General features: G+C 61.3%; 23 protein-coding genes and 2 pseudogenes. 14 read left to right on the forward strand and 11 right to left on the reverse strand.

Features of this window, described 5'->3' with window-relative positions; translation table 11 throughout:
• Nucleotides 1–34: 34 nt before the first annotated feature.
• The 3 genes from M2401_RS28145 (at nucleotide 35) to M2401_RS28155 (ending at nucleotide 3,057) form a co-directional block, all read left to right on the forward strand.
• Nucleotides 35–664: a DsbA family oxidoreductase gene (locus tag M2401_RS28145; protein ID WP_259108724.1), complete on the forward strand. Its 630-nt coding sequence runs from the start codon at nucleotides 35–37 to the stop codon at nucleotides 662–664.
• Nucleotides 665–788: 124 nt separating this feature from the next.
• Entirely contained in the window at nucleotides 789–1,901 is a 1,113-nt protein-coding gene (locus M2401_RS28150; RefSeq protein ID WP_259108726.1) for an alkene reductase, read from the forward strand.
• 10 nt (nucleotides 1,902–1,911) lie between these two features.
• On the forward strand, nucleotides 1,912–3,057 hold the full coding sequence (locus M2401_RS28155) for an FAD binding domain-containing protein (RefSeq protein ID WP_259108728.1): 1,146 nt from the start codon (nucleotides 1,912–1,914) through the stop codon (nucleotides 3,055–3,057).
• Nucleotides 3,058–3,060: 3 nt separating this feature from the next.
• On the opposite strand, the gene M2401_RS28160 is transcribed toward M2401_RS28155, so the two are convergent.
• Nucleotides 3,061–3,498, reverse strand: coding sequence for a helix-turn-helix domain-containing protein (locus M2401_RS28160; RefSeq protein ID WP_259108730.1), 438 nt, complete (start codon nucleotides 3,496–3,498; stop codon nucleotides 3,061–3,063).
• 88 nt (nucleotides 3,499–3,586) lie between these two features.
• Between M2401_RS28160 and M2401_RS28165 the strand changes: the two genes are divergently transcribed.
• Complete coding sequence (locus tag M2401_RS28165; protein WP_259108732.1) at nucleotides 3,587–4,444, forward strand: SDR family oxidoreductase; 858 nt, start codon at nucleotides 3,587–3,589, stop codon at nucleotides 4,442–4,444.
• A 235-nt stretch (nucleotides 4,445–4,679) separates the two neighbouring features.
• Here the strand turns inward: M2401_RS28165 and M2401_RS28170 are convergent, their stop codons facing one another.
• Genes M2401_RS28170 through M2401_RS28190 form a run of 5 tightly spaced genes read right to left on the reverse strand, consistent with a single transcriptional unit; the run spans nucleotide 4,680 to nucleotide 9,136 of the window.
• Nucleotides 4,680–5,420, reverse strand: coding sequence for an amino acid ABC transporter ATP-binding protein (locus M2401_RS28170; protein WP_310504158.1), 741 nt, complete (start codon nucleotides 5,418–5,420; stop codon nucleotides 4,680–4,682).
• On the reverse strand, nucleotides 5,417–6,919 hold the full coding sequence (gene argH / locus M2401_RS28175) for an argininosuccinate lyase (protein ID WP_259108734.1): 1,503 nt from the start codon (nucleotides 6,917–6,919) through the stop codon (nucleotides 5,417–5,419). The genes M2401_RS28170 and argH overlap by 4 nt, the downstream gene beginning before the upstream one ends.
• A gap of 10 nt (nucleotides 6,920–6,929) precedes the next feature.
• Nucleotides 6,930–7,607, reverse strand: coding sequence for an amino acid ABC transporter permease (locus tag M2401_RS28180; RefSeq protein ID WP_259108736.1), 678 nt, complete (start codon nucleotides 7,605–7,607; stop codon nucleotides 6,930–6,932).
• A gap of 7 nt (nucleotides 7,608–7,614) precedes the next feature.
• The gene (locus M2401_RS28185; RefSeq protein WP_259108738.1) at nucleotides 7,615–8,277 is read right to left on the reverse strand and encodes an amino acid ABC transporter permease; all 663 of its coding nucleotides are present in this window, start codon (nucleotides 8,275–8,277) and stop codon (nucleotides 7,615–7,617) included.
• A gap of 13 nt (nucleotides 8,278–8,290) precedes the next feature.
• Nucleotides 8,291–9,136, reverse strand: a complete 846-nt coding sequence (locus tag M2401_RS28190) for a transporter substrate-binding domain-containing protein (RefSeq protein ID WP_259108741.1) — start codon at nucleotides 9,134–9,136, stop codon at nucleotides 8,291–8,293.
• Between the two features lie 226 nt (nucleotides 9,137–9,362).
• On the opposite strand from M2401_RS28190, the gene M2401_RS28195 reads away from it, so the two are divergent.
• Both M2401_RS28195 and M2401_RS28200 read left to right on the forward strand, forming a co-directional pair.
• A complete protein-coding gene (locus M2401_RS28195; protein ID WP_259108743.1) occupies nucleotides 9,363–10,265 on the forward strand; it encodes a LysR substrate-binding domain-containing protein in 903 nt (300 codons plus the stop codon).
• 201 nt (nucleotides 10,266–10,466) lie between these two features.
• Nucleotides 10,467–10,778, forward strand: coding sequence for an RcnB family protein (locus M2401_RS28200; RefSeq protein ID WP_259108745.1), 312 nt, complete (start codon nucleotides 10,467–10,469; stop codon nucleotides 10,776–10,778).
• 113 nt (nucleotides 10,779–10,891) lie between these two features.
• Here M2401_RS28200 and M2401_RS28205 read toward each other — a convergent pair whose 3' ends face one another.
• Nucleotides 10,892–11,650: an SDR family NAD(P)-dependent oxidoreductase gene (locus M2401_RS28205; protein WP_259108747.1), complete on the reverse strand. Its 759-nt coding sequence runs from the start codon at nucleotides 11,648–11,650 to the stop codon at nucleotides 10,892–10,894.
• A gap of 114 nt (nucleotides 11,651–11,764) precedes the next feature.
• On the opposite strand from M2401_RS28205, the gene M2401_RS28210 reads away from it, so the two are divergent.
• The 4 genes from M2401_RS28210 (at nucleotide 11,765) to M2401_RS28225 (ending at nucleotide 16,684) form a co-directional block, all read left to right on the forward strand.
• Nucleotides 11,765–12,670, forward strand: a complete 906-nt coding sequence (locus tag M2401_RS28210) for a LysR family transcriptional regulator (RefSeq protein ID WP_259108749.1) — start codon at nucleotides 11,765–11,767, stop codon at nucleotides 12,668–12,670.
• Nucleotides 12,671–12,696: 26 nt separating this feature from the next.
• Nucleotides 12,697–14,130, forward strand: a complete 1,434-nt coding sequence (locus M2401_RS28215; protein ID WP_259108751.1) for a PLP-dependent aminotransferase family protein — start codon at nucleotides 12,697–12,699, stop codon at nucleotides 14,128–14,130.
• A gap of 39 nt (nucleotides 14,131–14,169) precedes the next feature.
• Nucleotides 14,170–15,003 carry an AraC family transcriptional regulator gene (locus M2401_RS28220; protein ID WP_259108753.1) on the forward strand — a complete coding sequence of 278 codons (834 nt, stop codon included), beginning with the start codon at nucleotides 14,170–14,172 and terminating at the stop codon, nucleotides 15,001–15,003.
• Nucleotides 15,004–15,082: 79 nt separating this feature from the next.
• Nucleotides 15,083–16,684, forward strand: a complete 1,602-nt coding sequence (locus M2401_RS28225; protein ID WP_259108755.1) for a hypothetical protein — start codon at nucleotides 15,083–15,085, stop codon at nucleotides 16,682–16,684.
• On the opposite strand, the gene M2401_RS28230 is transcribed toward M2401_RS28225, so the two are convergent.
• Nucleotides 16,635–17,222 (reverse strand): LysE family translocator, encoded by a 588-nt coding sequence (locus M2401_RS28230; RefSeq protein WP_259108756.1) that lies wholly within the window; start codon nucleotides 17,220–17,222, stop codon nucleotides 16,635–16,637. The two genes, M2401_RS28225 and M2401_RS28230, sit on opposite strands and share 50 nt — an antisense overlap.
• Before the next feature lie 1,029 nt (nucleotides 17,223–18,251).
• Here M2401_RS28230 and M2401_RS34800 point away from each other — a divergent pair.
• The 3 genes and pseudogenes from M2401_RS34800 to M2401_RS28245 form a co-directional block, all read left to right on the forward strand.
• A pseudogene (locus M2401_RS34800) lies at nucleotides 18,252–18,728 on the forward strand (methyl-accepting chemotaxis protein); the annotation flags it as partial.
• On the forward strand, nucleotides 18,725–19,321 hold the full coding sequence (locus tag M2401_RS28240) for a hypothetical protein (protein WP_259108760.1): 597 nt from the start codon (nucleotides 18,725–18,727) through the stop codon (nucleotides 19,319–19,321). The pseudogene M2401_RS34800 and the gene M2401_RS28240, both read left to right, overlap by 4 nt.
• A 68-nt stretch (nucleotides 19,322–19,389) precedes the next feature.
• Nucleotides 19,390–19,872, forward strand: coding sequence for a DUF3828 domain-containing protein (locus M2401_RS28245; RefSeq protein WP_259108762.1), 483 nt, complete (start codon nucleotides 19,390–19,392; stop codon nucleotides 19,870–19,872).
• Between the two features lie 159 nt (nucleotides 19,873–20,031).
• Here M2401_RS28245 and M2401_RS34805 read toward each other — a convergent pair whose 3' ends face one another.
• The gene (locus M2401_RS34805) at nucleotides 20,032–20,487 is read right to left on the reverse strand and encodes a methyl-accepting chemotaxis protein (RefSeq protein ID WP_409034000.1); all 456 of its coding nucleotides are present in this window, start codon (nucleotides 20,485–20,487) and stop codon (nucleotides 20,032–20,034) included.
• Nucleotides 20,488–20,568: 81 nt separating this feature from the next.
• Nucleotides 20,569–21,345: pseudogene (locus tag M2401_RS34810) on the reverse strand (PAS domain-containing protein); the annotation flags it as partial.
• A gap of 187 nt (nucleotides 21,346–21,532) precedes the next feature.
• Between M2401_RS34810 and M2401_RS28260 the strand changes: the two are divergent.
• Nucleotides 21,533–21,754 (forward strand): hypothetical protein, encoded by a 222-nt coding sequence (locus M2401_RS28260; RefSeq protein WP_259108764.1) that lies wholly within the window; start codon nucleotides 21,533–21,535, stop codon nucleotides 21,752–21,754.
• 63 nt (nucleotides 21,755–21,817) lie between these two features.
• On the opposite strand, the gene M2401_RS28265 is transcribed toward M2401_RS28260, so the two are convergent.
• Nucleotides 21,818–22,459, reverse strand: a complete 642-nt coding sequence (locus M2401_RS28265) for a hydrolase (protein ID WP_259108766.1) — start codon at nucleotides 22,457–22,459, stop codon at nucleotides 21,818–21,820.
• Between the last annotated feature and the right edge of the window lie 43 nt (nucleotides 22,460–22,502).

The following is a 22,502-nucleotide window of genomic DNA, read 5'->3' on the forward strand; positions in this document are numbered from 1 at the left end:
GTGGAGGCCTGCAATCACTGACTTCGAGAACGCCATGAACCTGCAAATCATCTCCGATTTTATCTGTCCCTGGTGCTGGATCGGCGAGAGCAATCTCGACCGTGCCCTGGAACAGACCGGCCTGGAAAGCCAGGTGCGCGTGCATTTCGTGCCCTATCAGCTCAATCCCGATATGCCGGAACAAGGCATGAACCGCCGGGAATACCGCAGCGCCAAGTTCGGCAGCTGGGCGCGCAGCCAGGCCATGGATGCGCAAGTCACTCAGGCCGGTGCGGCGGCGGGTTTGCCATTCAATTACGAGTTGATCGAAAAGACCCCGAACACCTTCGCCGCCCATCGTCTGGTCTGGCGCGAGCAGCAGGACGGTGGCGATGCCCGGCCACTGGTGCGGGCGATTTTCCGCGCTTACTTCGCCCTCGGTCTGGATATCGGCGAGCCGAGCGTACTGGCCGATATCGCCGCCCCCTTCAACCGCGACCGCGACGAGACCCTGCGCTTCCTTGCCTCCGGCGAAGGCGTGGCCGAGTTGCTCAGCGAACAGAGCCAGGCGCGCCAGGACGGTGTGCAGTCGGTGCCGAGCATGCGCATCAACCAACAGATCCTTAGCGGCGCCCAGCCGGTCAGCGTGTTTGCCCAGGTGCTGAAGCTTGGGCGTGTGGCCTGAGCTGCTTTGACAAAACACAGCCCAACCAAATTGCAATGCATCCGTGGGACCGGCTTTAGCCGGGAATGCGATTTCCCGGCTAAAGCCGGTCCCACAGTGTTCTCTACTCTGCGGAATATCTGATATGACCCGTCTTCTGTTCACCCCCATCAACATCGGCCAGCTGTCCCTTGATCACCGCGTCGCCATGGCGCCCCTCACCCGCTCCCGGGCAGGCGCAGGCAACGTACCCAATGCGATGAATGTCGAGTACTACCGCCAACGCGCCTCGGCGGCACTGATCATCAGCGAGGCCACGCAAATCTCCCAGCAGGGTCAGGGCTATGCCTGGACACCGGGCATCCACAGCGCCGAGCAGGTTGCCGGCTGGAAAGCCGTGAGTGATGCCGTGCACGGTGCTGGCGGCCATATGTTCCTGCAACTCTGGCATGTCGGCCGCGTCTCTCATCCGCAGTTCCAGCCCGGCGGCGGCCTGCCGGTGGCGCCCAGCGCCCTGCCCGTTCCCGGCAAGACCTTTATCCTCGATGAACAAGGCAATGGCGTGTGGGGTGATGTACCGGTGCCTCAGGAACTGAACCTGGACGGCATCGCGGCAATCATCGATGACTACCGCCACGCCGCGCGCAACGCCATGCTCGCCGGGATGGACGGCGTCGAGATCCACGCCGGTAACGGCTATCTGCTCGACCAGTTCATCAACAGCAACAGCAATCATCGCCAGGACTGCTACGGCGGCAGCTTCGAGAACCGTGCCCGGCTGCTGCTGGAAGTGGTCAATGCCGTGGTCGAGGAAGTCGGCGCCGATCGGGTGGCTGTGCGCCTGACACCCATGGGCCGTTTCATGGGCATGGGCGACGACACGCCTAAAGCTACCTTCGGTTATATCGCCCGCCAGCTCAGCCGCCTCAACCTGGCCTACCTGCACTTGGTCGAACCCGCCATGGTCGGCACCGTGCTCGATGAAAACTACGACCCGAACTGGGATGCCATTATCAAGCAACTGCGCCATGACTATCGCGGCGTGCTGATGCTTGCCGGTGGCTACGACCAGGCCAGCGCCGAAAAAGCCCTGCTCGACGGCCGTGCCGATCTGATTGCCTTTGGCCGTCCGTTCATTGCCAACCCGGACCTGCCTGCACGCCTGTACGGCAACCACGCCCTCAACGACGCCGACGGCAGCCGTTTCTTCGGCGGCGATGCCAAGGGTTATATCGACTACCCGGTTTTGGCATCCTGAGGATCCGCACATGAGCACTTCTGCATCTGGAAAAGCCCTGATCATCGGCGGGTCCCTGGGCGGCCTGTTCATGGCAACGCTGCTGCGCGCCAGTGGCTGGGAGGTGGACGTTTACGAGCGTTCCGCCGCCGAACTGGACAGCCGTGGCGGTGGCATCGTACTGCAACCCGATGTGCTGCAAGCCCTGCGTTACGCCGGGATCAGGCCAAGCCATGCCCTGGGCGTAATGTCCCGCGAACGCCTGTACCTGCGCCGGGACGGCAGCATTGCCCATCAGCAATTGATGCCGCAGATGCAGACCTCATGGAACACCTTGTACAACACCCTGATGGCCGGTTTTCCCGAAGCCCGCTATCACCGGGGCGCCGAACTGGTCGAGCTGACTCAGCATGAACAGCGAGTCAGTGCCCGCTTCGCCGACGGTCGCGAGGCTGAGGGAGATCTGCTGATCGGTGCCGATGGTGCTGGCTCAACCGTGCGGCATCTGGTTTTACCGGGCATGCAGCCTTCGTATTCAGGCTATGTGGTCTGGCGCGGACTGATCGAAGAACGCCAGTTGCCGGAGAGCGCCGCGTATTTGCTGCGGGAGAACTTCGTGTTTCAGCAGGACCCGCAATCACTGATGCTCGAGTACATGGTGCCGGGCCTCGATGGCTCGGTGGCCGACCAGCAGCGGCGCTATAACTGGCTGTGGTATCTCAAGGCGGCCAAGGGCGCGCAACTGGATGGCGTGCTGACCGACCGTGACGGCGTACGCCGCAATCACTCGGTGCCGCCGGGCAGCCTGGCGCCGGAACGCGATGCCTGGCTGCGGGACATGGCGCAACAAAAACTGAACCCGGCGTTGCGCAGCCTCGTGGAGCTGACCGACGATATTTTCGTGCAGGCCATTCAGGATTTTCAGGTGCCGAAGATGGTGTTCAACCGCGTGTTGCTCACCGGTGACGCCGCCTTCGTACCCCGTCCCCATACAGCGGGCAGCACCGCCAAAGCAGCCGCCAATGCCCTGGCCTTGGTCCAGGCCTTGAAGAACGGCGGCGATCTCGATGCTGCCCTGCTCGTCTGGCAGCAGCGTCAGTTGCTCGAAGGCGCGCGCATGAGCGACTGGGGCATGGAGATGGGCAACCGGATCATGGGCATCGCCCAATCCGCCTGACGATCAGGACGCCGCGTCGAGGGGCTCGCTTTCCTCGCGAGCCTCGCGAACCTGCATGATGCGCGGCAGGTTGTTCTCGATCCAGCAGGCCAGGCTGACGACCTGCAAGGCCACTTCCTCGCCCATGGGCGTCAGGCGGTACTCGACATGGGGCGGCACCACCGGCAGCGAGCGGCGATCGACGAAGCCGTCCTGCTCCAGATTCTGCAGAGTCTGGGACAGCATCTTCTCGCTGACCCCGCCGATCTTGCGGCGCAATTCGCTGAAACGGTGCATGCCACTGCGCAGCACCACCAGCACCAGCACGCCCCAGCGGCTGCAGACATGGCTCAGAATCAGCCGTGACGGACATTCGCTGGCCAGGAGAAACCCCGCCTTGGCCGACTCGACATCCAGCAAGGTGGTGATGTAAGGCCGCTTGGTCGTTTCGTTATCGCTCATGACACTAACCTTTTTGTACGTACTTACGAAAGGTTAGCACCTTGTCTATGCTGGCGTCTCTTTCTGAACGACACCAAGGACAACATTCATGATCCTCGTCACAGGCGCCACCGGCCAACTGGGCCGTCTCGTTATCCAACAACTGCTGATGAACGTTCCTGCCACACAAATCGTCGCTGCCGTGCGCAGCCCGGAAAAAGCCAGCGACCTGGCCGCCCTGGGTGTGGTCGTGCGCAAGGCCGACTACTCGGATCCGGCCACACTGGCAAGCGCTCTGGAGGGCGTGGATAAAGTCCTGCTGATTTCCTCCAACGAACTCGGCCAGCGCTTCACCCAGCACAGCGCGGTCATCGATGCGGCCAAGGCTGCCGGGGTCAAGCTGCTGGCCTACACCAGTGTGCTGCATGCCGACACCTCGCTCCTGGCCCTGGCCGAAGAACATCGCCAGACCGAAGACTACCTGCGTAAATCCGGCGTGCCCTTCGCCCTGTTGCGCAATGGTTGGTATCACGAAAATTACGCCGCTTCGGTGCCATCGGCTTTGGCCCATGGCGCGCATTTCGGCAGCGCCGGTACTGGCCGTATCAGCTCGGCCGCCCGTGCCGACTACGCTGGCGCAGCCGCAGCCGTGCTCACGTCCAGCGACAGCCAGGCGGGCAAGGTCTATGAGCTGGCCGGCGACGACGCTTACACCCTGAGCGACTTCGCCGCCCTGATCGCCAAGCAATCCGGCCAGCCCGTGGTCTACACCGACCTGCCGGAAGCCGAATTCAAGGGCGCCCTGCTGGGTGCCGGTCTGCCGGAAGAGTTTGCTGAACTGCTGGCCAACTCCGACGCCGCCGCGGCCAAGGGCGCACTGTTCGATGACAGCCGTCAACTGAGCACGCTGATTGGTCGCGGGACGGCGCCGTTGTCGGCGAGTGTTGCGGCGGCGTTGCCGAAGTAAGCACACCCTGCCAGCTGGAAATAATGGTGGGAGCGAATTCGTTCACGAAATCGGTTGCAGGCGATGAAGATGCGTCGAATGTACCGACCTCTTCGCGAATGAATTCGCTCCCAAAAGTTGTGCTCCCTGCCTCGGTTAATGTTTGCTGCGTGACAGCGCGGCGTCTGAGACGGCGCGGGATCTCCCACAATTCACGCCCCATAATCCACGCATCAGAAATGTGCTCTTAACCTCGTCAATGCAGAACACTCTGCAAAAACTGCCGCGTCCGCGCCTCTTTAGGCGCGCTGAAGATTTGCGACGGCGGGCCCGTTTCAACTATCTTGCCGCCATCGAAAAACACTACGCGATCCGCCACTTCCCGGGCAAAGCCCATTTCATGGGTCACCACGATCATGGTCATGCCTTGCGCCGCCAGGCCCTTCATGACATTGAGCACGTCGCCCACGGTTTCCGGATCGAGGGCTGAAGTCGGCTCATCGAACAGCAGCAACCTGGGCTTCATCGCCAGCGCCCGCACGATTGCCACCCGCTGTTGCTGACCGCCTGACAACTCCGAAGGATAGCCCTGGGCCTTGTGACTCAGGCCGACCCGTTCCAGCAGTGCCAGTGCGGTGGCCTGGGCTTCGGCCTTGCTCGCGCGCTTGAGCTTGACCGGCGCCAGAATCATATTGGCCATGACGGTCATGTGGGGGAACAGGGTGTAATCCTGAAACACCATGCCCACCTCCTCCCTTAGCTTCGCCAGCGCCTTGCGATCCCCGGCCTTGATCGACTCACCGCCACCGATCACCACACTGCCGCCGGTCGGCTCTTCGAGACTGTTCAGGCAACGGATAAAGGTCGATTTGCCAGAACCACTGGGGCCGATGATCACCACCACTTCGCCCTCGTTGACGTCCATGTCCACGCCCTTGACCACATGGTGCTCACCGAAGTGTTTGTGCAGCCCGCGCACCTTCAGCATGGCGCTCATAGCCCGGCCTGCGCCCGGGTCGCGGCTTGCAGGCGGTCATGGGCCGCAGCCAGACGCTCGCGCCGGGCTTGGTTCGCCTGGCGCTCGGTGGCAATGCGGGCAGCGGCACGCAACAGGCTGGGTTGCAGCGAGGTCAATGCCGGACCACCCGAAGAATTGCGCGCCTGCACGTTGGCCGTCGGATCGAGACAATCACGCACCTTGTGCGCAGGCAGATTGAGGGCATGGCCCAATTGCTCCAGCGCGCAGACATCGACCATGGCCGAATCGATCTGATGTGCCGGCAGGCCCGCATCCATGGCCATGCGCACCACGCCGCCGACCACATGATGAGCCTCGCGGAACGACAGGTCGGCTTCGCGCACGATCAGGTCGGCCAGGCCGGTGGCCGTGGAGAAGTCTTCACCGGCACGTCTCACCGCCAGTTCGACATTGGGCGTGGCCGTGCGCAGCACCAGATCCAGCAGTTTCAGGCAACGCAGGCTTTCTTCCGCCGCCTCCCAGAAGCCTCGGGTGCCTTCGCGGTTGGCGTCGCCGGTATGGGAGAAGTTGCTGCCCTTGATGGTGATGCTCGCCCCCATCAACAGCCCGACGATATGCCCGCAGCGGCCCTTGAGGTATTCCAGCACCGTGGGGTTTTTCTTCTGCGGCATGATGCTCGACGTCGCCGCGACGCTGTCGGGGAAGTCGATCAGGCCGAATTCGTTGGTGCTCCAGACAAAATAGTCCTGGGCTACGCGGCTCCAGAACACCGACAACAGGCTCAGGTGCGACAGGCTTTCGAGGATGAAATCCCGCGACCCCACGGCGTCCAGGGCGTTATCCAGATAACCATCGAAGCCCAGCAGCTCGGCGGTGCGTGCGCGGTCGATGGCAAACGGCGTACCGGCAAAGGCTGCGGCGCCCAACGGGCTCTGGTTCATGCTGGCCAGGGTCTGGGTCAGGCGCTGGCAATCACGTTCAAGGGCCTGCTCCACCGCCGCCAGGTAATAGCCGTAGGTAATCGGCTGAGCCGGTTGCAGGTGGGTATAGCCGGGCATCACCACTTCGGCGTATTTACCGGCGTTGTCGAGGGCGGTCTGACGCACCTGAATCAGCGCATCGATCAGATCCAACAACACTTCCCGGCAACGCAGGCGGTCGAGGGTGGCGAGAATGTCGTTGCGGCTGCGCCCGGTGTGCAGACGGCCGCCGATATCAGTGCCGATCAGCTCGATCAGGTGCGCTTCGTAGTTGAAGTAGGCGTCTTCACGGGAAGGATCGAGGGTGACCACGTCAGGCCCCGCCGCCTCCATGTCCAGCACGCCCTTGGCCAATACCGCCGCATGTTCACCGCGAATCAGGCCCTGCTCGGAGAGCATGACAATATGTGCCTTGTTGACGTTGCCCAGGTTATCGAAGCCCGCAGCGAAACCTTCCAGACGCGGCCGGTAGATGTACTCGTTGACCTCCGGGGCGGTGGTTTCCTTCAGACGGCGACTGACTTTGGATTCTTGCATGTTCAACCCCTTAAATAGTGGCGCGCTTCGCCGGGCGACCCAGGCGGCGTTCGAGATAACGGCTGAGCCAGCTCAGCAATGAACAGATGACGAAATAGACCAGCAGCACCAGGCCGTAGACGCTGAATGCCGGGCTGACGCCGGTCATGACCGTGGCGCGCTCGATGATGATCTGGCCGACCTTGAGGAACTCGCCTACACCCACCAGCGCGCCCAGGGACGTGGCCTGCACCAGCATGGTCAGCAGCCCCGTGTAGGCCGGCAGGATTGCGCGCATCGACTGCGGCGCGATGACGTACAGGTAGATCTGCCAGGGCCGCAGCCCAAGGGCCCAGGCGCTTTTCCATTGATGACGGGCCACTGATTCAAGGCCGCCCCGGACGATCTCGATGCCGTTGGCGCTGCCCCACAGGGTCAGGCCGGTGGTCACTGCGGCGAACGGGCTCAGGTCCAGGCCGAGCATCGGTGCACCGAAGAAAATAAAGAACACGTTGACGATCAGCGGGATCGAGCGGAACAGCTCGACGTAGCCATGGATGGTCCAGAACAGCACGCGGTTCTTCACGGTCGCCAGCACGCCGAACACCGTGGAGATCAGCGTGGTGAACAACAGCACCACCAGCGCCAGGCGCAGGGTCATCCACAGGCCCTTGGAGACGAAACCCCAGTTTTCGATGAGGAAATTCATGTCAGCCTCATTGCCGGAACGGCCGTTGCAGATGAGCCGAAAGACGCCCGGTCAACAACGCCAGGATCGCCACCAGGGTCAGGTACATGACGCAGATCGCGCTGAACATCTCGATGGCGCGAAAATCCGTGGCAATACGATCCACCGCAACAAAGGTCAGCTCGGCAAGCCCAATGGCCTGCAGATAGGACGAGTTCTTCAGCAGGGAAATCGCCGTATTCAGCACGGCCGGCAAACTGGTGCGAAAGGCAATGGGCAAAGCCACCAGACAGAAGTAATGGCTCGGTTTCAGGCTTAGAGCCATGCTCGCCTCGCGCATGCCATGCTCGACTGTTGCCAGTCCGCCACGCATGTTTTCAATCTGGTAGGCCCCGGCCCACAGCGAAAGGCACAGCACCCCGGACCAGAACAACGACAGCTCAAGACCAATGGCGGGCAGGCCGTAGAAGATGAAGAACAACTGCACCAGGATCGGTGTGTTGCGGATCAGCTCGACGTACAGCACCACCAATTGCTTGACCACCGGCACGTTCATCACCCGGGCCGCACCGCCCAGCACGCCGATCAGCAACGAGAAGGTGATCGCCAGCAGCGACACCCGCAACGTCATCAGCACACCGTCGAGCAGCGCGGGCCATTGCGCCCACAGGTAGTTGAAATCGAAGTCCATGAACGGCGACCGGTCAGAGAGCTTCAGCAGGTTTGGCCTGCTCGAAGACACTCAGGTAGTAGCTCTGGATATTCGCCGGCACGTACTGCTGCACCCAGCCGCGAAACAGCTTTTCTTCATGCATGCGCGCCACGGCGGCACTCAGGTAGTCGCGCCATTGCTCGTCATTCTTGCGCACGCCGATGGCGGCATCGGAAATCAGGAACGGCTCGTTGAGCAGGCGCGCGTCCTTGTCGTTATCGGCGACCACTACCAGAGTGGCAGCGTCGTGGGTGTAGGCATCGGCGCGGCCCTGGCGGAAGGTCTGCAAGGCATCGGCGGCACTGTTCATGCGCAGCGTGGTGACATCGGGCATATGGTCCTCGAACCATTTGGCCTGTACCGAGCCCTTGAGCGTGGCCAGGGTCTTGCCCTTTAGATCAGCGATTTTCTTGATCGGGCTGTCTTTCTTCACCACCACATCACTGGCACCCCAGCGATACGGCGTGGTGAAGTCGATGACCCGCTGGCGCTCCGGGGTCACGCCCAACGTGGCGATCAGGAAGTCGACCTTGCGCCCGATCAGCTGTGGCACACGGTTCTCGGCGGTGACACAGGTGAAGGTCACCTTGTCTTTCGAACCCAGGGCCCACAGGGCGATCTGTTTCGACATCTCCACTTCGACCCCGGCGAACTCACCGTTGTTGTCCTGGAAACCGTAGGGCGGCTGGTCGCAGCGCACACCGGCACGCAATTGCCCGGCTTGTTTTATTTCAGCGGGAACAGCAGGAAGCTCGGCGGCGTGCAACTGCGCCACAGCGGCAAGGGATAGGCACGACAACGCCAACGCATTGCCAAGGATCTTGAAAGAAAACGACATGATGCCTCCTGGTTAACTACCAGCACCGCGCAGCCCGAAGGCATCACGCAACGCAATGAATTTCAAGGGCAGATCTGTAGAAGAGCAATAGCAGCGTTACGAGAGCAGAGAGCATCGCGTGCCGTCTGCGCGGTTACGTCGATGTCGAAAACAGTTATAAAGCCTCTGGCCCATGCCAACAAATGACAATACAGTAGTAGGCCATACCAAATTGATATGGGCCGTCATGAACTTCAAACAAGTCGAAGCCTTCCGCGCCGTGATGTTGAGCGGCTCGATGACGGCCGCAGCCGACTCCCTGCACACCTCACAACCCAATATCAGCCGCCTGATTGCGCAGCTGGAACGTAATAGCGGCTTCAAGCTGTTCGAGCGGGTTGGCGGGCGCCTGCTACCCACAGACGAAGGCGCGGCGCTGTTTGCTGATGTCGAGCGGGCCTTCATCGGCCTGCACAGCCTCGAGCAATCAGCGCAAAACATCCGCCGCGGTGGCACCGGGCGTTTGCGCATCGCCGCCGTGCCCTCGCTGACCCATACCGTCCTGCCTCGGGTGATCCAGCGTTTTCGCCAGCAGAATCCGGACGTGGCGATCTCGATCCATACCAACGACTCGCCGACCGTAGCGCACTGGGCCGCCTCGCAATTCTGCGACCTGGGCCTGGCGTCCTATGTGGCGGAGGGCATGCCGGGGGTGATCAGCCGGATGATGTGCGATGTGCCGGGGGTCTGCGTATTTCCTCGAGGTCATCGCCTGAGTGCGCTGACCGAAGTCAGCCCGGAGGATCTCAAGGGCGAGGAGTTCATTTCCCTGTCGCAGAACGACGGTTCTCGGGCGCGGGTCGACCGGGCCTTTCCCAACGACAAGGCCTATCGCAAGCTCAACCTGGAAACACCCCACGCGGCGACAGTCTGCTCACTGGTCGCCCTGGGGTTGGGCGTCAGTATCGTCAGCCCCATGGTGGCCCAGGAGCACCTGCATACCGGCATCGAGATCCGCCCGTTTCGCCCGCAGATCCGTTTCTCGACCTACCTGCTGCTGCCGGCGGATCGCCCGCAAAGTCTGTTGAGCCAGCGTTTTGGGCTGTTGATTGAGGAGATGCTGACGGTGGCCGCCAAAGATTGGCAGTGATCCACAGGCTGAAATGAAGCCCGAGGGACCGGCTTCAGCCGGGAAGAGGCCGGCACATTCACCACCTGACATTGATCCGGACAATGCTTTCCCGGCTAAAGCCGGTCCCACATCGCCCCCGATTGCCGAAGGAATGATTTGTTGCGAGGAAGGTCGGATGGTTAACACGCACCGAGCGCGTTTTCTCAACAAGGAGTTCCAATGAACAAAAAATCCCTGATCGCAGCCCTGGCTCTGGCCGGCTGCATGAGCGCCGTCAGCGTAACCGCCCTCGCCCAGACTCCGGCCGAACCCACCGTGCCGGAGGCTTCCAGCAGCACCACCCACGAATTGAAAGTCGGCGACCGCGCGCCACAGAAATACCAGCGCCCCGGCGAAGCCATCAAGAACTGGAAAGCCAAGGGCCTGAAACAGCCGGAGAAGGAAAGCCAGTGGGTGCGCCTGGACACCCATTACGTGCTGCTGCAGATCACCAATGGGCAGATTCTGGAAATCGTCCCGGTAAAAAAATAGCCGGAGAATAGTTGGAGCGAGGCTTGCCCGCGAAAGACTCACCGCAATGTGCCTGATACCACGCGGTGTCTCATTCGCGGGCAAGCCTCGCTCCCACAGACCGGTTGTGCTTGTTAGAGAAACATCCCCCCCGACGCCTCGATCCGTTGCCCGGTAATCCAGCGCCCGCCCTCGCCCAGCAGCATGCTCACCGCCGCGCCGATATCATCCGGCAGCCCGGCACGTCCCAATGCAGTAATCCCGGCAATATGCTGATTGATATTGGCATCGTCACGGGTGCGGCCGCCGCCGAAATCGGTCTCGATGGCGCCGGGGGCCAGGCTATTGACATTGATCTGGCGCGGGCCCAATTCCTTGGCCAGGTAGCGGGTCCAGACTTCCACGGCGCCCTTCATCGAGGCATAGGCCGAATAGCCCGGCAGGCTGAAACGTGCCAGACCGGTAGAGATATTGACGATGCTGCCACCGTCCCTGAGCAGCGGCAGCAGCTTTTGCGTGAGGAAATACGGGCCTTTGAAGTGAATGTTCATCAGCAGGTCGAACTGTTCTTCAGTGGTCTCGGTGACGCTGCCGTACAAACCGATCCCGGCATTGTTGATCAGAAAATCAAAGCGGGCAGCCCCCGACAGCGCAACCAGCGCCTCGCCGACGCGGTCGGTAAAACCGGCGAACGCCTGGCTGTCGCCGACGTCCAGTTGCAGCATCTGCGCCTTGGCGCCAAGGGCTTCGAGCTCGGCCTTGACGCTCTCGGCGTCGGACTGTTTGCTCTGGTAAGTGCCGACGATATCCACGCCCTGGGCAGCCAGGTGCAGTGCGATGCTTTTGCCCAGGCCGCGGCTGGCGCCGGTAATCAATGCGATCTTGCGGGTCATGAGTCTTTCCTCTTGGGGTAGGCAGGTGTTGAGGAAAAGTCTATTGTCCGGCGACGGCGGGATAAACCCGTACAATCCGACATGAATGGTCGATACAGCCGAACAATAGCCACCATGAATAAACTCGAACTGCTGCGTTCCTTCGTTCGCGTCACCGAGCTGTCCAGCTTCAGCCTGGCCAGCGAGGCCCTGGGCCTGCCGCGCTCAACGGTGTCGGGGCATATCCAGAGCCTGGAAAGCCTGCTCGGCGCACGCCTGCTGCAACGCACCACGCGCAAAGTCCAGGCCACGCCCGACGGCCTGGTCCTGTACGAACGCAGCAAGGACATGCTGGCGCAGATGGATGAACTCGAAGGTCTGTTTCGCCACGACGACGCGGTGCTCAGCGGCCGCCTGCGGGTGGACATGCCCACCGCCATGGCGCGCAATATCGTCATGCCCAGCCTGGGTGAGTTTCTTGCCCGGCATCCGCAGATCGATCTGGAAATCAGCAGCACCGACCGCCGTGTCGACCTGATTCGCGAAGGCTTTGATTGCGTGCTGCGGGTCGGCGAGTTGCCGGATACCTCGCTGGTTGCGCGCAATCTGGGTGAACTGCCCATGGCCAACTGCGTCAGCGCCGGGTATGCAGCGCAATGGGGCGTGCCCAAGACCCTGGAAGATTTGCCGCAGCATCGGCTGATTCACTATGTGCTGGCCTTCGGCTCCGGCGGGCCGCTGTTCGAATATGACCTTGATGGCCGCATGCAGACCGTGGCCATGCCGTGCAGCGTCACGGTAAATAACGTCGAGGCCTATCAGGCGGCCTGTCTCGGTCATCTGGGCATTGTTCAAGCGCCGCTGCTGGGCATGCGCAAATTCCTCGCCGACGGCACGCTGATCGAGGTCCTGCCGCAGTTTCGTCCGGCGCCGATGCGCGTGTCCCTGCTCTACCCCCATCGCCGCTATCTGCCCGAACGCTGCCGCGTGTTCATGGACTGGCTCCAGGCCCTGCTCGAAGCGCACAATCAGCCGTTATAAATCCGACGCCAGAAACGGAATAATCCATGGAACTGCATATCGTCATCGCCGGCCGTAAAGACCTGGCTAATCAACTGTATGAGCAACTGCGCGACGCCATTCATTCCGGACGCCTGGCCGCCGGCACGCAACTGCCGCCCAGTCGTCTGTTGGCGACGCAACTGAGCCTGTCGCGCAAAACCGTCTCCGACACTTATAGCCGCCTGACCTACGAAGGCCTACTGCTTGGCAAGATCGGCAGCGGCACCTTCGTCAACAGCCTGAACAAGCCCACGGCCAAGCGCCAGGCCAGCGGGGACCTGAACAGCTCGGCGATCCTGGAAAAATGGCAGAGCCTGTCCATGCCCCTGCGTCATCCGCTGCGCCGGGACGTGCTGCGCTGGGACTTTATCGGCGGTGCTACCACCCGCAGCCAGTTCCCCCATGATGACTGGCGCCGCTGCACCCACTATGCCCTGCGCCAGATGACCCAGACCCGGGGCTTCTACAGCCAGCCCGAGGGCGTGGCCGAACTGCGCACGGCGATTGCCGGGCATGCGGCGTTCGCCCGTGGCGTCAAATGCACGGCCGACGACGTATTGGTGTGCAACGGCGCGCAACAGGCCCTGGACCTGATCGCCCGAGTGCTGATCGAGCCCGGTTGCACCGTGGCCGTCGAAGACCCCGGCTACAGCCCGGCGCGCCTGCTGTTCGATGCACTGGGCGCAAACATCTGCAACGTGCCGGTGGACGATGAAGGCATCCGGATTGAGCACATCGCCGATGACGTGCGCTTCATCTACGTCACGCCCTCGCACCAGATGCCCCTGGGTGTGCCCATGAGCCTGGCGCGGCGCCAGGCCCTGTTGGACAAGGCCCGGCAGATCGGCGCGATCATCATCGAGGACGACTACGACAGCGAATTCCGCTACGAAGGCCGCCCCACCGATTCGCTGCAGAGTCTGGATCAGCATGGCGTGGTCGCGTACGTCGGCACCTTCTCCAAGACCCTGTTGCCGGAACTGCGCCTTGGCTACGCCATCCTGCCGGAAGCGATTTTCAGCGCTGTGGTCCACGCCAAACAGCTGACCGACTGGCACACCAGCATCCTGCCGCAATGGGCCATGGCCAAGTTCATCAGCGAAGGCTCGCTGAACAAACATATCCGCCGCTGCCATGGCGTTTATGCTGGGCGCCGGGAACGGATTCTGGCCCGGGTCAACGGCGACCTGGCGCCCTGGTTCCACGCCGTCCCGTCCACGGCAGGTTTTCATGTCGCGCTGTTGAGCAAGACCTGCGTGGATATCGAGCAACTGGTCGCCCGTGCCCGTGAGGTCGAATTGGGGTTGTATTCACTGGCGGGTTTCTATCAGGACGCCGAAGTCCGCCCCGGCCTGATCATGGGCTTCGGCGCCATCGAAACCCTTGATATCGACCCGGCCCTGGATCGCCTGCGTGAAATACTTGAAGCGATGAGCTAATCTCGGCCCTTGCTCGCCCCTTCCATGGATCAGCCCGGCATGAACAGTGTGGCCCCGCAACAACCCTCAGACACCCCGTACTTCTGGCGCGATAACGCCCTGCCGTTTATCGAGGCGCGCTCCATCGAGGACGGTCGCAAGGTCTGCTACAGCCGCCACTCCCACGAGTTCTTCTCCATTGGCGCCATCACCCATGGCCACAGCACCTACCTGCACGAAAAAAGCCGGCAGCGGATCGACACCGGCACCGTGGTGCTGATGAACCCCGGCGACGTGCACGCCTGTAACCCCATCGACGATCAACCCTGGTCCTACGTGATGTTCTACGTCGACAGCCACTGGCTGACCGCCCTGCAACATGACGTCGGCCTGGACCGCAACAACGGCTTCACGCCCCTGGCCGCCACCCATAGCCAGGACCCGGGTCTGTTTCTCGGTCTGAACCAACTGTTTGCCACCCTCGCCGACCCGCAGGCCGACACCCTGCACAAACACACCACGGCCCTGCGCTTTTTCACCGCCATACAAGACAGCCTCGGTGCAACCCGGCAGCGCCCAGGCAAACTGCCGTCACGCATTGAGCGAGCCGCCGAATATATAGACGATAACTTCCGCGCGCCGATCAAGCTCGAGGACATCTGCGCCGCCGCCAGCCTGTCGCCCTCCTACCTGATCCGCAGCTTCGAGGCGCGTTATCACATGACGCCCCACGCCTACCTGATCAACCGCCGCATCCAGCACGGCCGCGAACAACTGCGTCAGGGCCGCCTGATCGCCGATATCGCCCTGGAAACCGGCTTTGCCGACCAGGCACATTTCCAGCGGGTGTTCAAAAAACACCTGGCGGCGACGCCGGGGCAATATCGCCCGTAACCGTCTACGCTCTGCCCTGCCACTTTCAACGTACAGGGAGCATTCGTACGAAACCCTCGCTTGCATGCAGGACGTCCGAATGCCGAAATTCCTCAGCACTGCCCCGCGCCCGTTTCTTTACGCCGTCGTCATCCTCGCCCTGATGCTGTTCACCTCGTATCAATTGAGGAGCGCAGAATTCGACAGGATCGACGGCGCGCCCAATATCATTGCCACCTACCACACGCTGCTGACGGTTACCGCGCTGGATGAAAGCCCGGCCGCCGAGCACTTCTTCCTGCCGACCGTGAGCCTGGGCCGAGATATCGACAAGCACATTCCCTGGGGTGCCACCCGCCCAACGAGCAGCGGCGACTTTATCTACACCAGCTTTTACTCCCCCGGTTATGTTGCTCCTTACCTCTGGTTCAAGGCCTGGAACCTGGCGATCACCGAACACAATCTGGTGGTGTTCAACTTCGTACTGGGCTGTCTGAGCACGCTAATTCTGTTCCTGCTGCTCAATACCCTGCTCAGGTACAACGGCTTCAGCCCTGCGCTGGCGGCAATAGCCGCCGTGGCGGGATGCATCATCAGCGTCTTCAGTCGCGAGGCTTTGCTATCCAATGGCGTGACCTACTGGTGCCACAGCCTGTGGCAGCCGTTATTTCTGGGGTCGCTGTTGTGCTTTTTGCAATACCAGACCAGCCCGTCCGAGCGAGGCCGGAAATTCAGCGCGGCGGTTTTGTTGGCCCTGGCTTTTGTCGGCCCACTGACCGAATGGACCGGATATATATTCAATGCCGGGCTGATCACTCTGTTGTGGGTGAACGGACCAAAATCATCGAACTCCAGGGCGCTGGCGCTCAAGATATTGTTGGCAACCGCATTGGCCATGGCACTGATGCTGGCTCATCTGATACTGGCCCTGGGCTTGCGGGCGACCATAGGTGCCTTGCTCGCCCGCTTTGTCGCCCGGAATGCATCTTCCGGCAGCCTGACCGAACTGATTGGCGGCTATGGGCAGTCCTATGGGTTGTTCCTGATCGGCATCGTCGTGATTCTCGCCATTGCCAGTTTCAGCAGATTTCACGACGCATCGGCAACCCGCCGTAATGTCACCCTCAGCCTGCTGATCGCGTCAGCCGTGCCCCTCGCGGAAAACCTGTTGCTACTCCAGCATGCCTCGATGTTTTCCTTCGACCGGCTCAAGTTCATTGCCCCTTCGGCCTTGCTTATCGCCCTGGCCTTTGCGAGCTATAAGGTTACCGCCCGCATTGTTTTGGCCGGGGTACTGGCCGCCGCTGCCTTGCAGAATTTCCGGGCCTACCGTTCCGATATCAAACTGTTCTCTGCCTGGAGTGACATCAGCAGCAGCGACAAGCGCCTGGCCGGCGACGTCTTAAAGGAAATCGATCCGGCCTGCACGGTGTTCGCGTCCAGCTTCGAGGTCAGGGGCTATGCCAATCTGCTGTTTCATCACGGTATCCATGAGAATGCCACGCCTGAGCAGGCCATGACGTTCCTGCGTTCCGACCATGGCTGCGCCCTGGTCTATCTCGAAGGGGCTTCGGTCTTCGACGACGATCTGCCCGCCTATACCAAGGCGACCATCACCCGGACAAACGGCGAGAGCAAAACCCTGCTGGCCGCTACAACGCAAACAACGACGCCGAACATCCCACTAGCAACAACGCCATGACCCGGTTGAACAGGCGCATGCCTTTCGGGTTATCCAGGTATTGGCGCAGGAACGTGCCGACATAAGCCCAGCACGCCAACGACAGATAGCAGACGACGAAGTAGATCGCCGCAAACTGCCAGATCAGTCGAGCGTCACCATCGGCGACAAACAGCGCCATGCCCGCCACCGCCGCCAGCCAGGCCTTGGGGTTGAGCCATTGGATAATCGCGCCCTGCAGCATCGAGGGGCGCTGGCTGGCTTCACTGATCGTCAACTGACCATCGTCCCTGGCCAGTTTGAAGGCCATGTACAGTAGAAACGCAGCACCCCCCCACTGAATCACCTGGACCATGTACGGCAGGCGCAGCAGCACCTCATGCACGCCGAAACCGGCCAGTACCAGCAGCAGAATAAACCCCAGAGTCGCGCCCATGACATGGCGCATGCTCGGCCAGAAACCATAGCGGGCGCCGGAACTCAGGCCGACGATATTCACCGGTCCCGGTGTGATGGATGCGGCCAGCGCGAAGGCCGCCATGGAGATAAATACGTTCATGAACCACCTTGTCCCTTGATCGGAAATGACCCGCCCAAGGTAAGAGCCCGGCTCACACAGGTATTGAAGGAAATCACCCAATCTTGTGCTGACAGCACGCACGGGCACCAGGACAGGGCATGGCATAACGCCATTTATTCCTGACACCCCAGGCATTCAGGGCGAAACAGGTGCTGGCAGCGTTATTGCATCAGCAGGCTTATCAATTTCATGGCTACACGGACAACGGCGTCCGCTTCCACTCCCCAATGCCCCGCGCATTGAGGCGTCAGAAGCGTACGCCGTTTTTGTTTGTGCCCGAAAAATGGAGTCCGTATGTCAGCTCAACAAAGCCTCGCAGGTGCCGCGCCTGTTTCCGTAGAACGCCCTGCTCGCCGCTCGGCTCATCCGGCGTGCCGCTCATGGGCCAGCCGTGCGTTGCAACCGGGGGTCTATCTGTTCGACAGACTCGACGGCGGCGCCTGGCTGCCTTTGCTCATCGCGTTGCTGGCCTGCGGCCTGGGCACAAGCGGTTATCTGCCGGGTATGGCTACTGCCTTGGCGGTGCTGATTTATACTGCTGCGGCCTGGCGGCAGCGCGAACGTTATCAGCGCAAACTGCAGGCGTTCTGGTGCACGGAAATGGCCCGGCAACTCAACAACGCAACAGCAGCCGACAACGCTACGCTGTTGGTGGCAGGAAGCCTGCAACTGCGCCAGGGCGAGCGTCTGCGCAGTGAAGTGCAGTTTGCTTGCCGGGCCTTCGAGCAGATGACCTTGCAGGCCCGGGATCAGGGCGAAGAGCAGAGCCAGCGCCTGGCCATGATCGCCACCGCCAGCGAGCAGATCGACCAGACCTTGCACAGCATCGACGCGCTGGCCCAGGACGCCCTCGCCGCCTTCGCCGAAGCCAATCGACAAAGCGATGTCGGCTGCCAGCAAGCCCGTGACGTGGGCGCCAGTATGGTCGGTATTCAGCACAGTCTGGGCAGTACCGCCCAGGCCGTGGAAGCCTTGCTGCAACGCACCGCTGATGTGGAAAAGACCGTCGAGAGCATCCGCACACTGGCCCGACAGACCCAGTTGCTGGCTCTCAATGCCTCCATCGAAGCCGCCCGCGCGGGCGAACATGGCCGCGGTTTCGCCGTGGTCGCCGATGAAGTGCGCAACCTGGCCCAGGCCACCGACCAGGCCACCCAGGACATCACCGCCACTGCTGGCGCAATTGCCCAGGCCGTGCGGCAATTGGATCAGGATGTCGAGGAACACCGCAGCCTGCTGCAAGTCGGCAGCCAGCAAAGCGAGACCCTGGCCGCCGATCTCGATCAATTGGCCCAGAGCAGTCAGCTCAACCTGCAACAGATGAGCGCCATGCAACAGGCCTTCGGCGAGCACCGCCAGGCTAATCACGCCCTCAGCGAACAGTTGCAGCAGGTCAATACGGCGATTCAGGAGCAGAGCAGCCAGACCCGCGCCTTGCACGACCTGACCGGCTACCTCAACCAACTGACCCGGAGCCGCCCATGATGCCCGCCACTGATCACGACTTGCGTGAAGCCCTGCTGCTGGGCCTCGATCTGCTGCAAGGCGTACAGCAACATCGCGGCCTCGGCGGTCAGACCACCGGCGAAGCACGCCAGCGCTGCCAGGCACTGGGCAATCATGTCGACCGGCTCTGGGAGCAATGGCCGCAAACCGGGCAACGCCAGGACTGGCAGGCGCTGCGAGCGAAGCCGGAAGACTTCGACGGCCACTGCCGCCTGCTGCAAGCCTTGCTCGGTACCCTGCAGGAACTGGAACTGCGTCGATGTGCCTTGACCTTGCAGGTGCCACAATTGGCAGAACGCTGCTGGGCCCTGGAAGACCTGGGCCTGCTGCGCGGTCTGTCAGTACGCGCCGCCGCCCACGAACACTGCCCACTGGACATGCTGATCCAGCTGCAATACCTGAATGAACGCCTGGCCCAGAACGCCCCGCGCGCCCTTGCTGATGCCTTGCAGCGCCTGCAACGGGAGCTGCTCAACGCTGCACCGATCCGCATCAGTGCCAAGGAATGCTATGGCCTGCTGACGCCGTTGATCGATGAGCGCCTGGACGGCATCCGTGCTGATCTCACATAGCTGTTGCATTTTTTTGCGGACAGTAGGCAAATAATGGCATCGCTGTCACATGTCACGAGTCCAAGCCTATGTCCAAACGTTTTGCGATTGCCTTTATCGGCATGCTCTCCACTGCCGCCATGGCCTGCCCGGCACCGGATCCGGTCAAGACCGCCAGCTGGATCTTCAGCAATCACTACTTTTTTTACGCCAGTGGCAAGGGCAGCGCCGATTACCTGTCCAGCAATCTGTTGGCTTTGCTCAAGAACGACTGGAAATGCCAAGGCGAAGGCGATGTCTGCGCCATCGACGCCGACCCGTGGCTCAATGCTCAGGACGGCACGGCGGCGAAACCGAAGTTCGATGTGGTCTCAAGCTCCGACAAGCAAGCAGTCGTGGAGATGAAATACAGCTTCGTGATGGAAGGCTCGACGCAACCGCCCGAAAACAAGACCACGCGCCTGCTGCTGACCAAGAACAGCAGCCAGTGCTGGGTACTGGATAACCTGACCGGGCCGGACGGGGTGTCCCTGACCGGTACGTTGAAGGATTATCCGTATGATGGGGATTGAGTGACTAAAATGTCATTCCTGTGGGAGCCGGCTTGTCGGGTCGCCGCACCGTGGCGATCAAGTGCGAAGCGCTCGCATGGCGTCGGTGACTGATCCTGCGCCATCGCCAGCAAGCCGGCTCCCACACTATTTGTATTGTCATCGAAAGGTACGTGCCAATCACTTGAGCTGATTGGCAAACCGCCCCACAGCCCCCACTACCTGCTTGGCCCCATCCTGAATTTCCACGATCACATCCCCCGCCTGGCTCGCCAGGGCCAGGCCCTGCTCGGCCTGCTCGCGGCTGCTGGCCATGCCGCGCACTGCCTCGTCAGCCAGTTTCTGGTTCTGTTGCACCACCGTGACAATCTCCTCGGTAGCCGCGCTGGTGCGTCCCGCCAGCTGCCGTACCTCATCGGCCACCACGGCAAAGCCGCGCCCCTGCTCCCCGGCCCTGGCCGCCTCGATGGCGGCATTGAGCGCCAACAGATTGGTCTGCTGGGCGATGCCACCGATGGTCTGGACGATGGAGCTGATCAATAGCGACTGCTTGCCCAAAGCGCTGATGCCATCGGAGGCCGAGCGCATTTCCTCGGAAATCCGCTGCATGGTCTGCACCGTGTCCTGCACCACCATCGCCCCGCGCTGGGCGCTGACGTCGGTTTGCTGGGAGATATCGAAGGCGATGCTGGCCGCTTCGTTGACTTCCTCTTCACGGCTGACCTGGTCAGTCACAACTGTGGCGAACTTGACCACCTTATAGAGCTGCCCTTTGGTGTCGTAGACCGGGTTGTAAGTCGCCTCCAACCATATCGTCCGGCCGTTGCTGTCGACGCGTTTGAAGCGATCAGAGACGAAATCCCCGCGATTGAGCGTGGCCCAGAAGTCTTTGTAGGCCGACGATGCAACGTAATGCGGGTCGCAGAAGATGCTGTGGTGCTTGCCCTTGATCTGCCCCAGGTTATAGCCCACGGCGCGCAAAAACTGGTCGTTGGCCGTCAGAATGGTGCCGGACAGATCGAATTCGATCACGGCGGTGGAGCGCAACAGCGCCTTGATGAAACTCTCGTTCTCGGTAGCCAGTTCGACGGCTGCGGTGATGTCATTGGCAAAACACTGCACATACAGCAGGTTCCCCTGCTCATCCATGATCGGCTGCCACATGGCTCGCAGCCAGGCCAGGCCACCATCGGCACGGATAAAGCGGTAGCGGTCACTGACGTGCTCGCCGCGGCTCACCGCATTGCGCAGGTTGTTATAACAGGACATCTGTTTCACATACCCCGGCACCAGATCGTCAAGGGGTTTGCCTTGCAGTTGCGCGCGGGAATAGCCCAGCACCTCGAGAAACTGGTCGTTGACAGAGGTCACGCGATATTCGGGATCGATAGTCATGGAAAGCATTTCGCCCTGCATGCCTGAATGCAATTGCCGAAGCATGAAAAGTTCTGAGCCTTGAGTCTGTAATTCCTTTTTCAAACGGCTATTGAACATGACTACACCCTATGTTTTTGGATTCCCTGTTCTCGGCTATCGGCGCAACTGTCCGCGATATGAATACCTTTGGTCAGTTACCGCTATCCTGATGAACAGGTTAGGTCATGTCGGAGAATTCGCAGGGTTCACGGTCGTAAAAGGCGACTAGGCTCGATAGCAACGTTTTCCATAGAGGCCCACCGCCATGGCAAGCATCAAACAAATCAGCCCCTGTACCGGCTGGAACTACGTCCACAAGGACTGTGATTCCGGCAAACTGTCCATCCACCCGGTAGCCGCCTGGGCGCTGCTGGAAAGTGGCGAGGTTATCGGCATGATCTCAATCGACGAAAAGCAGGTCGGCCGCCCCGCACGCCTTAGCCAGCCCCCGGCGGGTGGCGGTTATTACGTGCCTTCCGAGTCCTGAGCGAGCCGTTGCAAAATAACAATGCCGCGACTAATCGCGGCATTGTTTGTTTAACGTCCTGCGTTACACCTTACGCTGCGGCGCCTTGTGCACCATGGTGTAGGCGTAGTCCACGCCCATGCCGTAAGCACCGCTGTGTTCACGCACCAGCGCCATGACATCGTTGTAGGTTTCCTTGTGCGCCCAGTCGCGCTGGAATTCGAGCAAGACCTGTTGCCAGGTCACGGGCACTGCACCGGCCTGAATCATGCGCTGTACAGACATGTCATGAGCCTCCTGAGTGGTGCCGCCCGAAGCGTCGGTGACGATGTACACCTCGTAACCTTCGGCGAGCGCTTCAAGGGCCGGGAAGTTCAGGCAGACCTCGGTCCACAGCGCCGCCATGATCAGTTTCTTGCGCCCGGTGGCCTTGACGGCCTCGACCAGCTTCTTGTCTTCCCAGGAGTTCATGGAAGTGCGTTCGATGGGCTGATGATCCGGGAACACGCTGAGCAGTTCTGGCCAGATATAGCCGCTGAAGCTCTCGGTCTCCACCGATGTCAGGATGGTCGGCACGTTAAAGATCTTCGCCGACTTGGCCAGGGCCACGGTGTTGTTCTTCAGGGTCTGGCGGTCGATGGACTGCACTCCGAAGGACATCTGTGGCTGATGATCGATCAGGATCAGGGCGGAGTTGGTCGGGTTCAGCAGTTCGCGAATAGACATGTGGAGTTCCTTTTGACAGTCGGTCTTGAGTTGAATCATCGGG

It is taken from the genome of Pseudomonas sp. JUb42, assembly GCF_024807945.1.
GTDB lineage: Bacteria > Pseudomonadota > Gammaproteobacteria > Pseudomonadales > Pseudomonadaceae > Aquipseudomonas.

Excerpts from the sequence above, each read along its gene's own strand:
- M2401_RS28265 (WP_259108766.1), bottom strand. The coding sequence starts at position 22,459 with ATGTCTATTCGCGAACTGCTGAACCCGACCAACTCCGCCCTGATCCTG.
- M2401_RS28245 (WP_259108762.1), top strand. The coding sequence starts at position 19,390 with ATGTCCAAACGTTTTGCGATTGCCTTTATCGGCATGCTCTCCACTGCC.
- M2401_RS28215 (WP_259108751.1), top strand. The coding sequence starts at position 12,697 with ATGGAACTGCATATCGTCATCGCCGGCCGTAAAGACCTGGCTAATCAA.
- M2401_RS28155 (WP_259108728.1), top strand. The coding sequence starts at position 1,912 with ATGAGCACTTCTGCATCTGGAAAAGCCCTGATCATCGGCGGGTCCCTG.
- M2401_RS28185 (WP_259108738.1), bottom strand. The coding sequence starts at position 8,277 with ATGGACTTCGATTTCAACTACCTGTGGGCGCAATGGCCCGCGCTGCTC.
- M2401_RS28225 (WP_259108755.1), top strand. The coding sequence starts at position 15,083 with ATGCCGAAATTCCTCAGCACTGCCCCGCGCCCGTTTCTTTACGCCGTC.
- M2401_RS28150 (WP_259108726.1), top strand. The coding sequence starts at position 789 with ATGACCCGTCTTCTGTTCACCCCCATCAACATCGGCCAGCTGTCCCTT.
- M2401_RS28170 (WP_310504158.1), bottom strand. The coding sequence starts at position 5,420 with ATGAGCGCCATGCTGAAGGTGCGCGGGCTGCACAAACACTTCGGTGAG.
- M2401_RS28260 (WP_259108764.1), top strand. The coding sequence starts at position 21,533 with ATGGCAAGCATCAAACAAATCAGCCCCTGTACCGGCTGGAACTACGTC.
- M2401_RS28145 (WP_259108724.1), top strand. The coding sequence starts at position 35 with ATGAACCTGCAAATCATCTCCGATTTTATCTGTCCCTGGTGCTGGATC.
- M2401_RS28160 (WP_259108730.1), bottom strand. The coding sequence starts at position 3,498 with ATGAGCGATAACGAAACGACCAAGCGGCCTTACATCACCACCTTGCTG.
- argH (WP_259108734.1), bottom strand. The coding sequence starts at position 6,919 with ATGCAAGAATCCAAAGTCAGTCGCCGTCTGAAGGAAACCACCGCCCCG.
- M2401_RS28220 (WP_259108753.1), top strand. The coding sequence starts at position 14,170 with ATGAACAGTGTGGCCCCGCAACAACCCTCAGACACCCCGTACTTCTGG.
- M2401_RS28165 (WP_259108732.1), top strand. The coding sequence starts at position 3,587 with ATGATCCTCGTCACAGGCGCCACCGGCCAACTGGGCCGTCTCGTTATC.
- M2401_RS28180 (WP_259108736.1), bottom strand. The coding sequence starts at position 7,607 with ATGAATTTCCTCATCGAAAACTGGGGTTTCGTCTCCAAGGGCCTGTGG.
- M2401_RS28230 (WP_259108756.1), bottom strand. The coding sequence starts at position 17,222 with ATGAACGTATTTATCTCCATGGCGGCCTTCGCGCTGGCCGCATCCATC.
- M2401_RS28205 (WP_259108747.1), bottom strand. The coding sequence starts at position 11,650 with ATGACCCGCAAGATCGCATTGATTACCGGCGCCAGCCGCGGCCTGGGC.
- M2401_RS28240 (WP_259108760.1), top strand. The coding sequence starts at position 18,725 with ATGATGCCCGCCACTGATCACGACTTGCGTGAAGCCCTGCTGCTGGGC.
- M2401_RS34805 (WP_409034000.1), bottom strand. The coding sequence starts at position 20,487 with ATGGTGGTGCAGGACACGGTGCAGACCATGCAGCGGATTTCCGAGGAA.
- M2401_RS28195 (WP_259108743.1), top strand. The coding sequence starts at position 9,363 with ATGAACTTCAAACAAGTCGAAGCCTTCCGCGCCGTGATGTTGAGCGGC.
- M2401_RS28200 (WP_259108745.1), top strand. The coding sequence starts at position 10,467 with ATGAACAAAAAATCCCTGATCGCAGCCCTGGCTCTGGCCGGCTGCATG.
- M2401_RS28190 (WP_259108741.1), bottom strand. The coding sequence starts at position 9,136 with ATGTCGTTTTCTTTCAAGATCCTTGGCAATGCGTTGGCGTTGTCGTGC.
- M2401_RS28210 (WP_259108749.1), top strand. The coding sequence starts at position 11,765 with ATGAATAAACTCGAACTGCTGCGTTCCTTCGTTCGCGTCACCGAGCTG.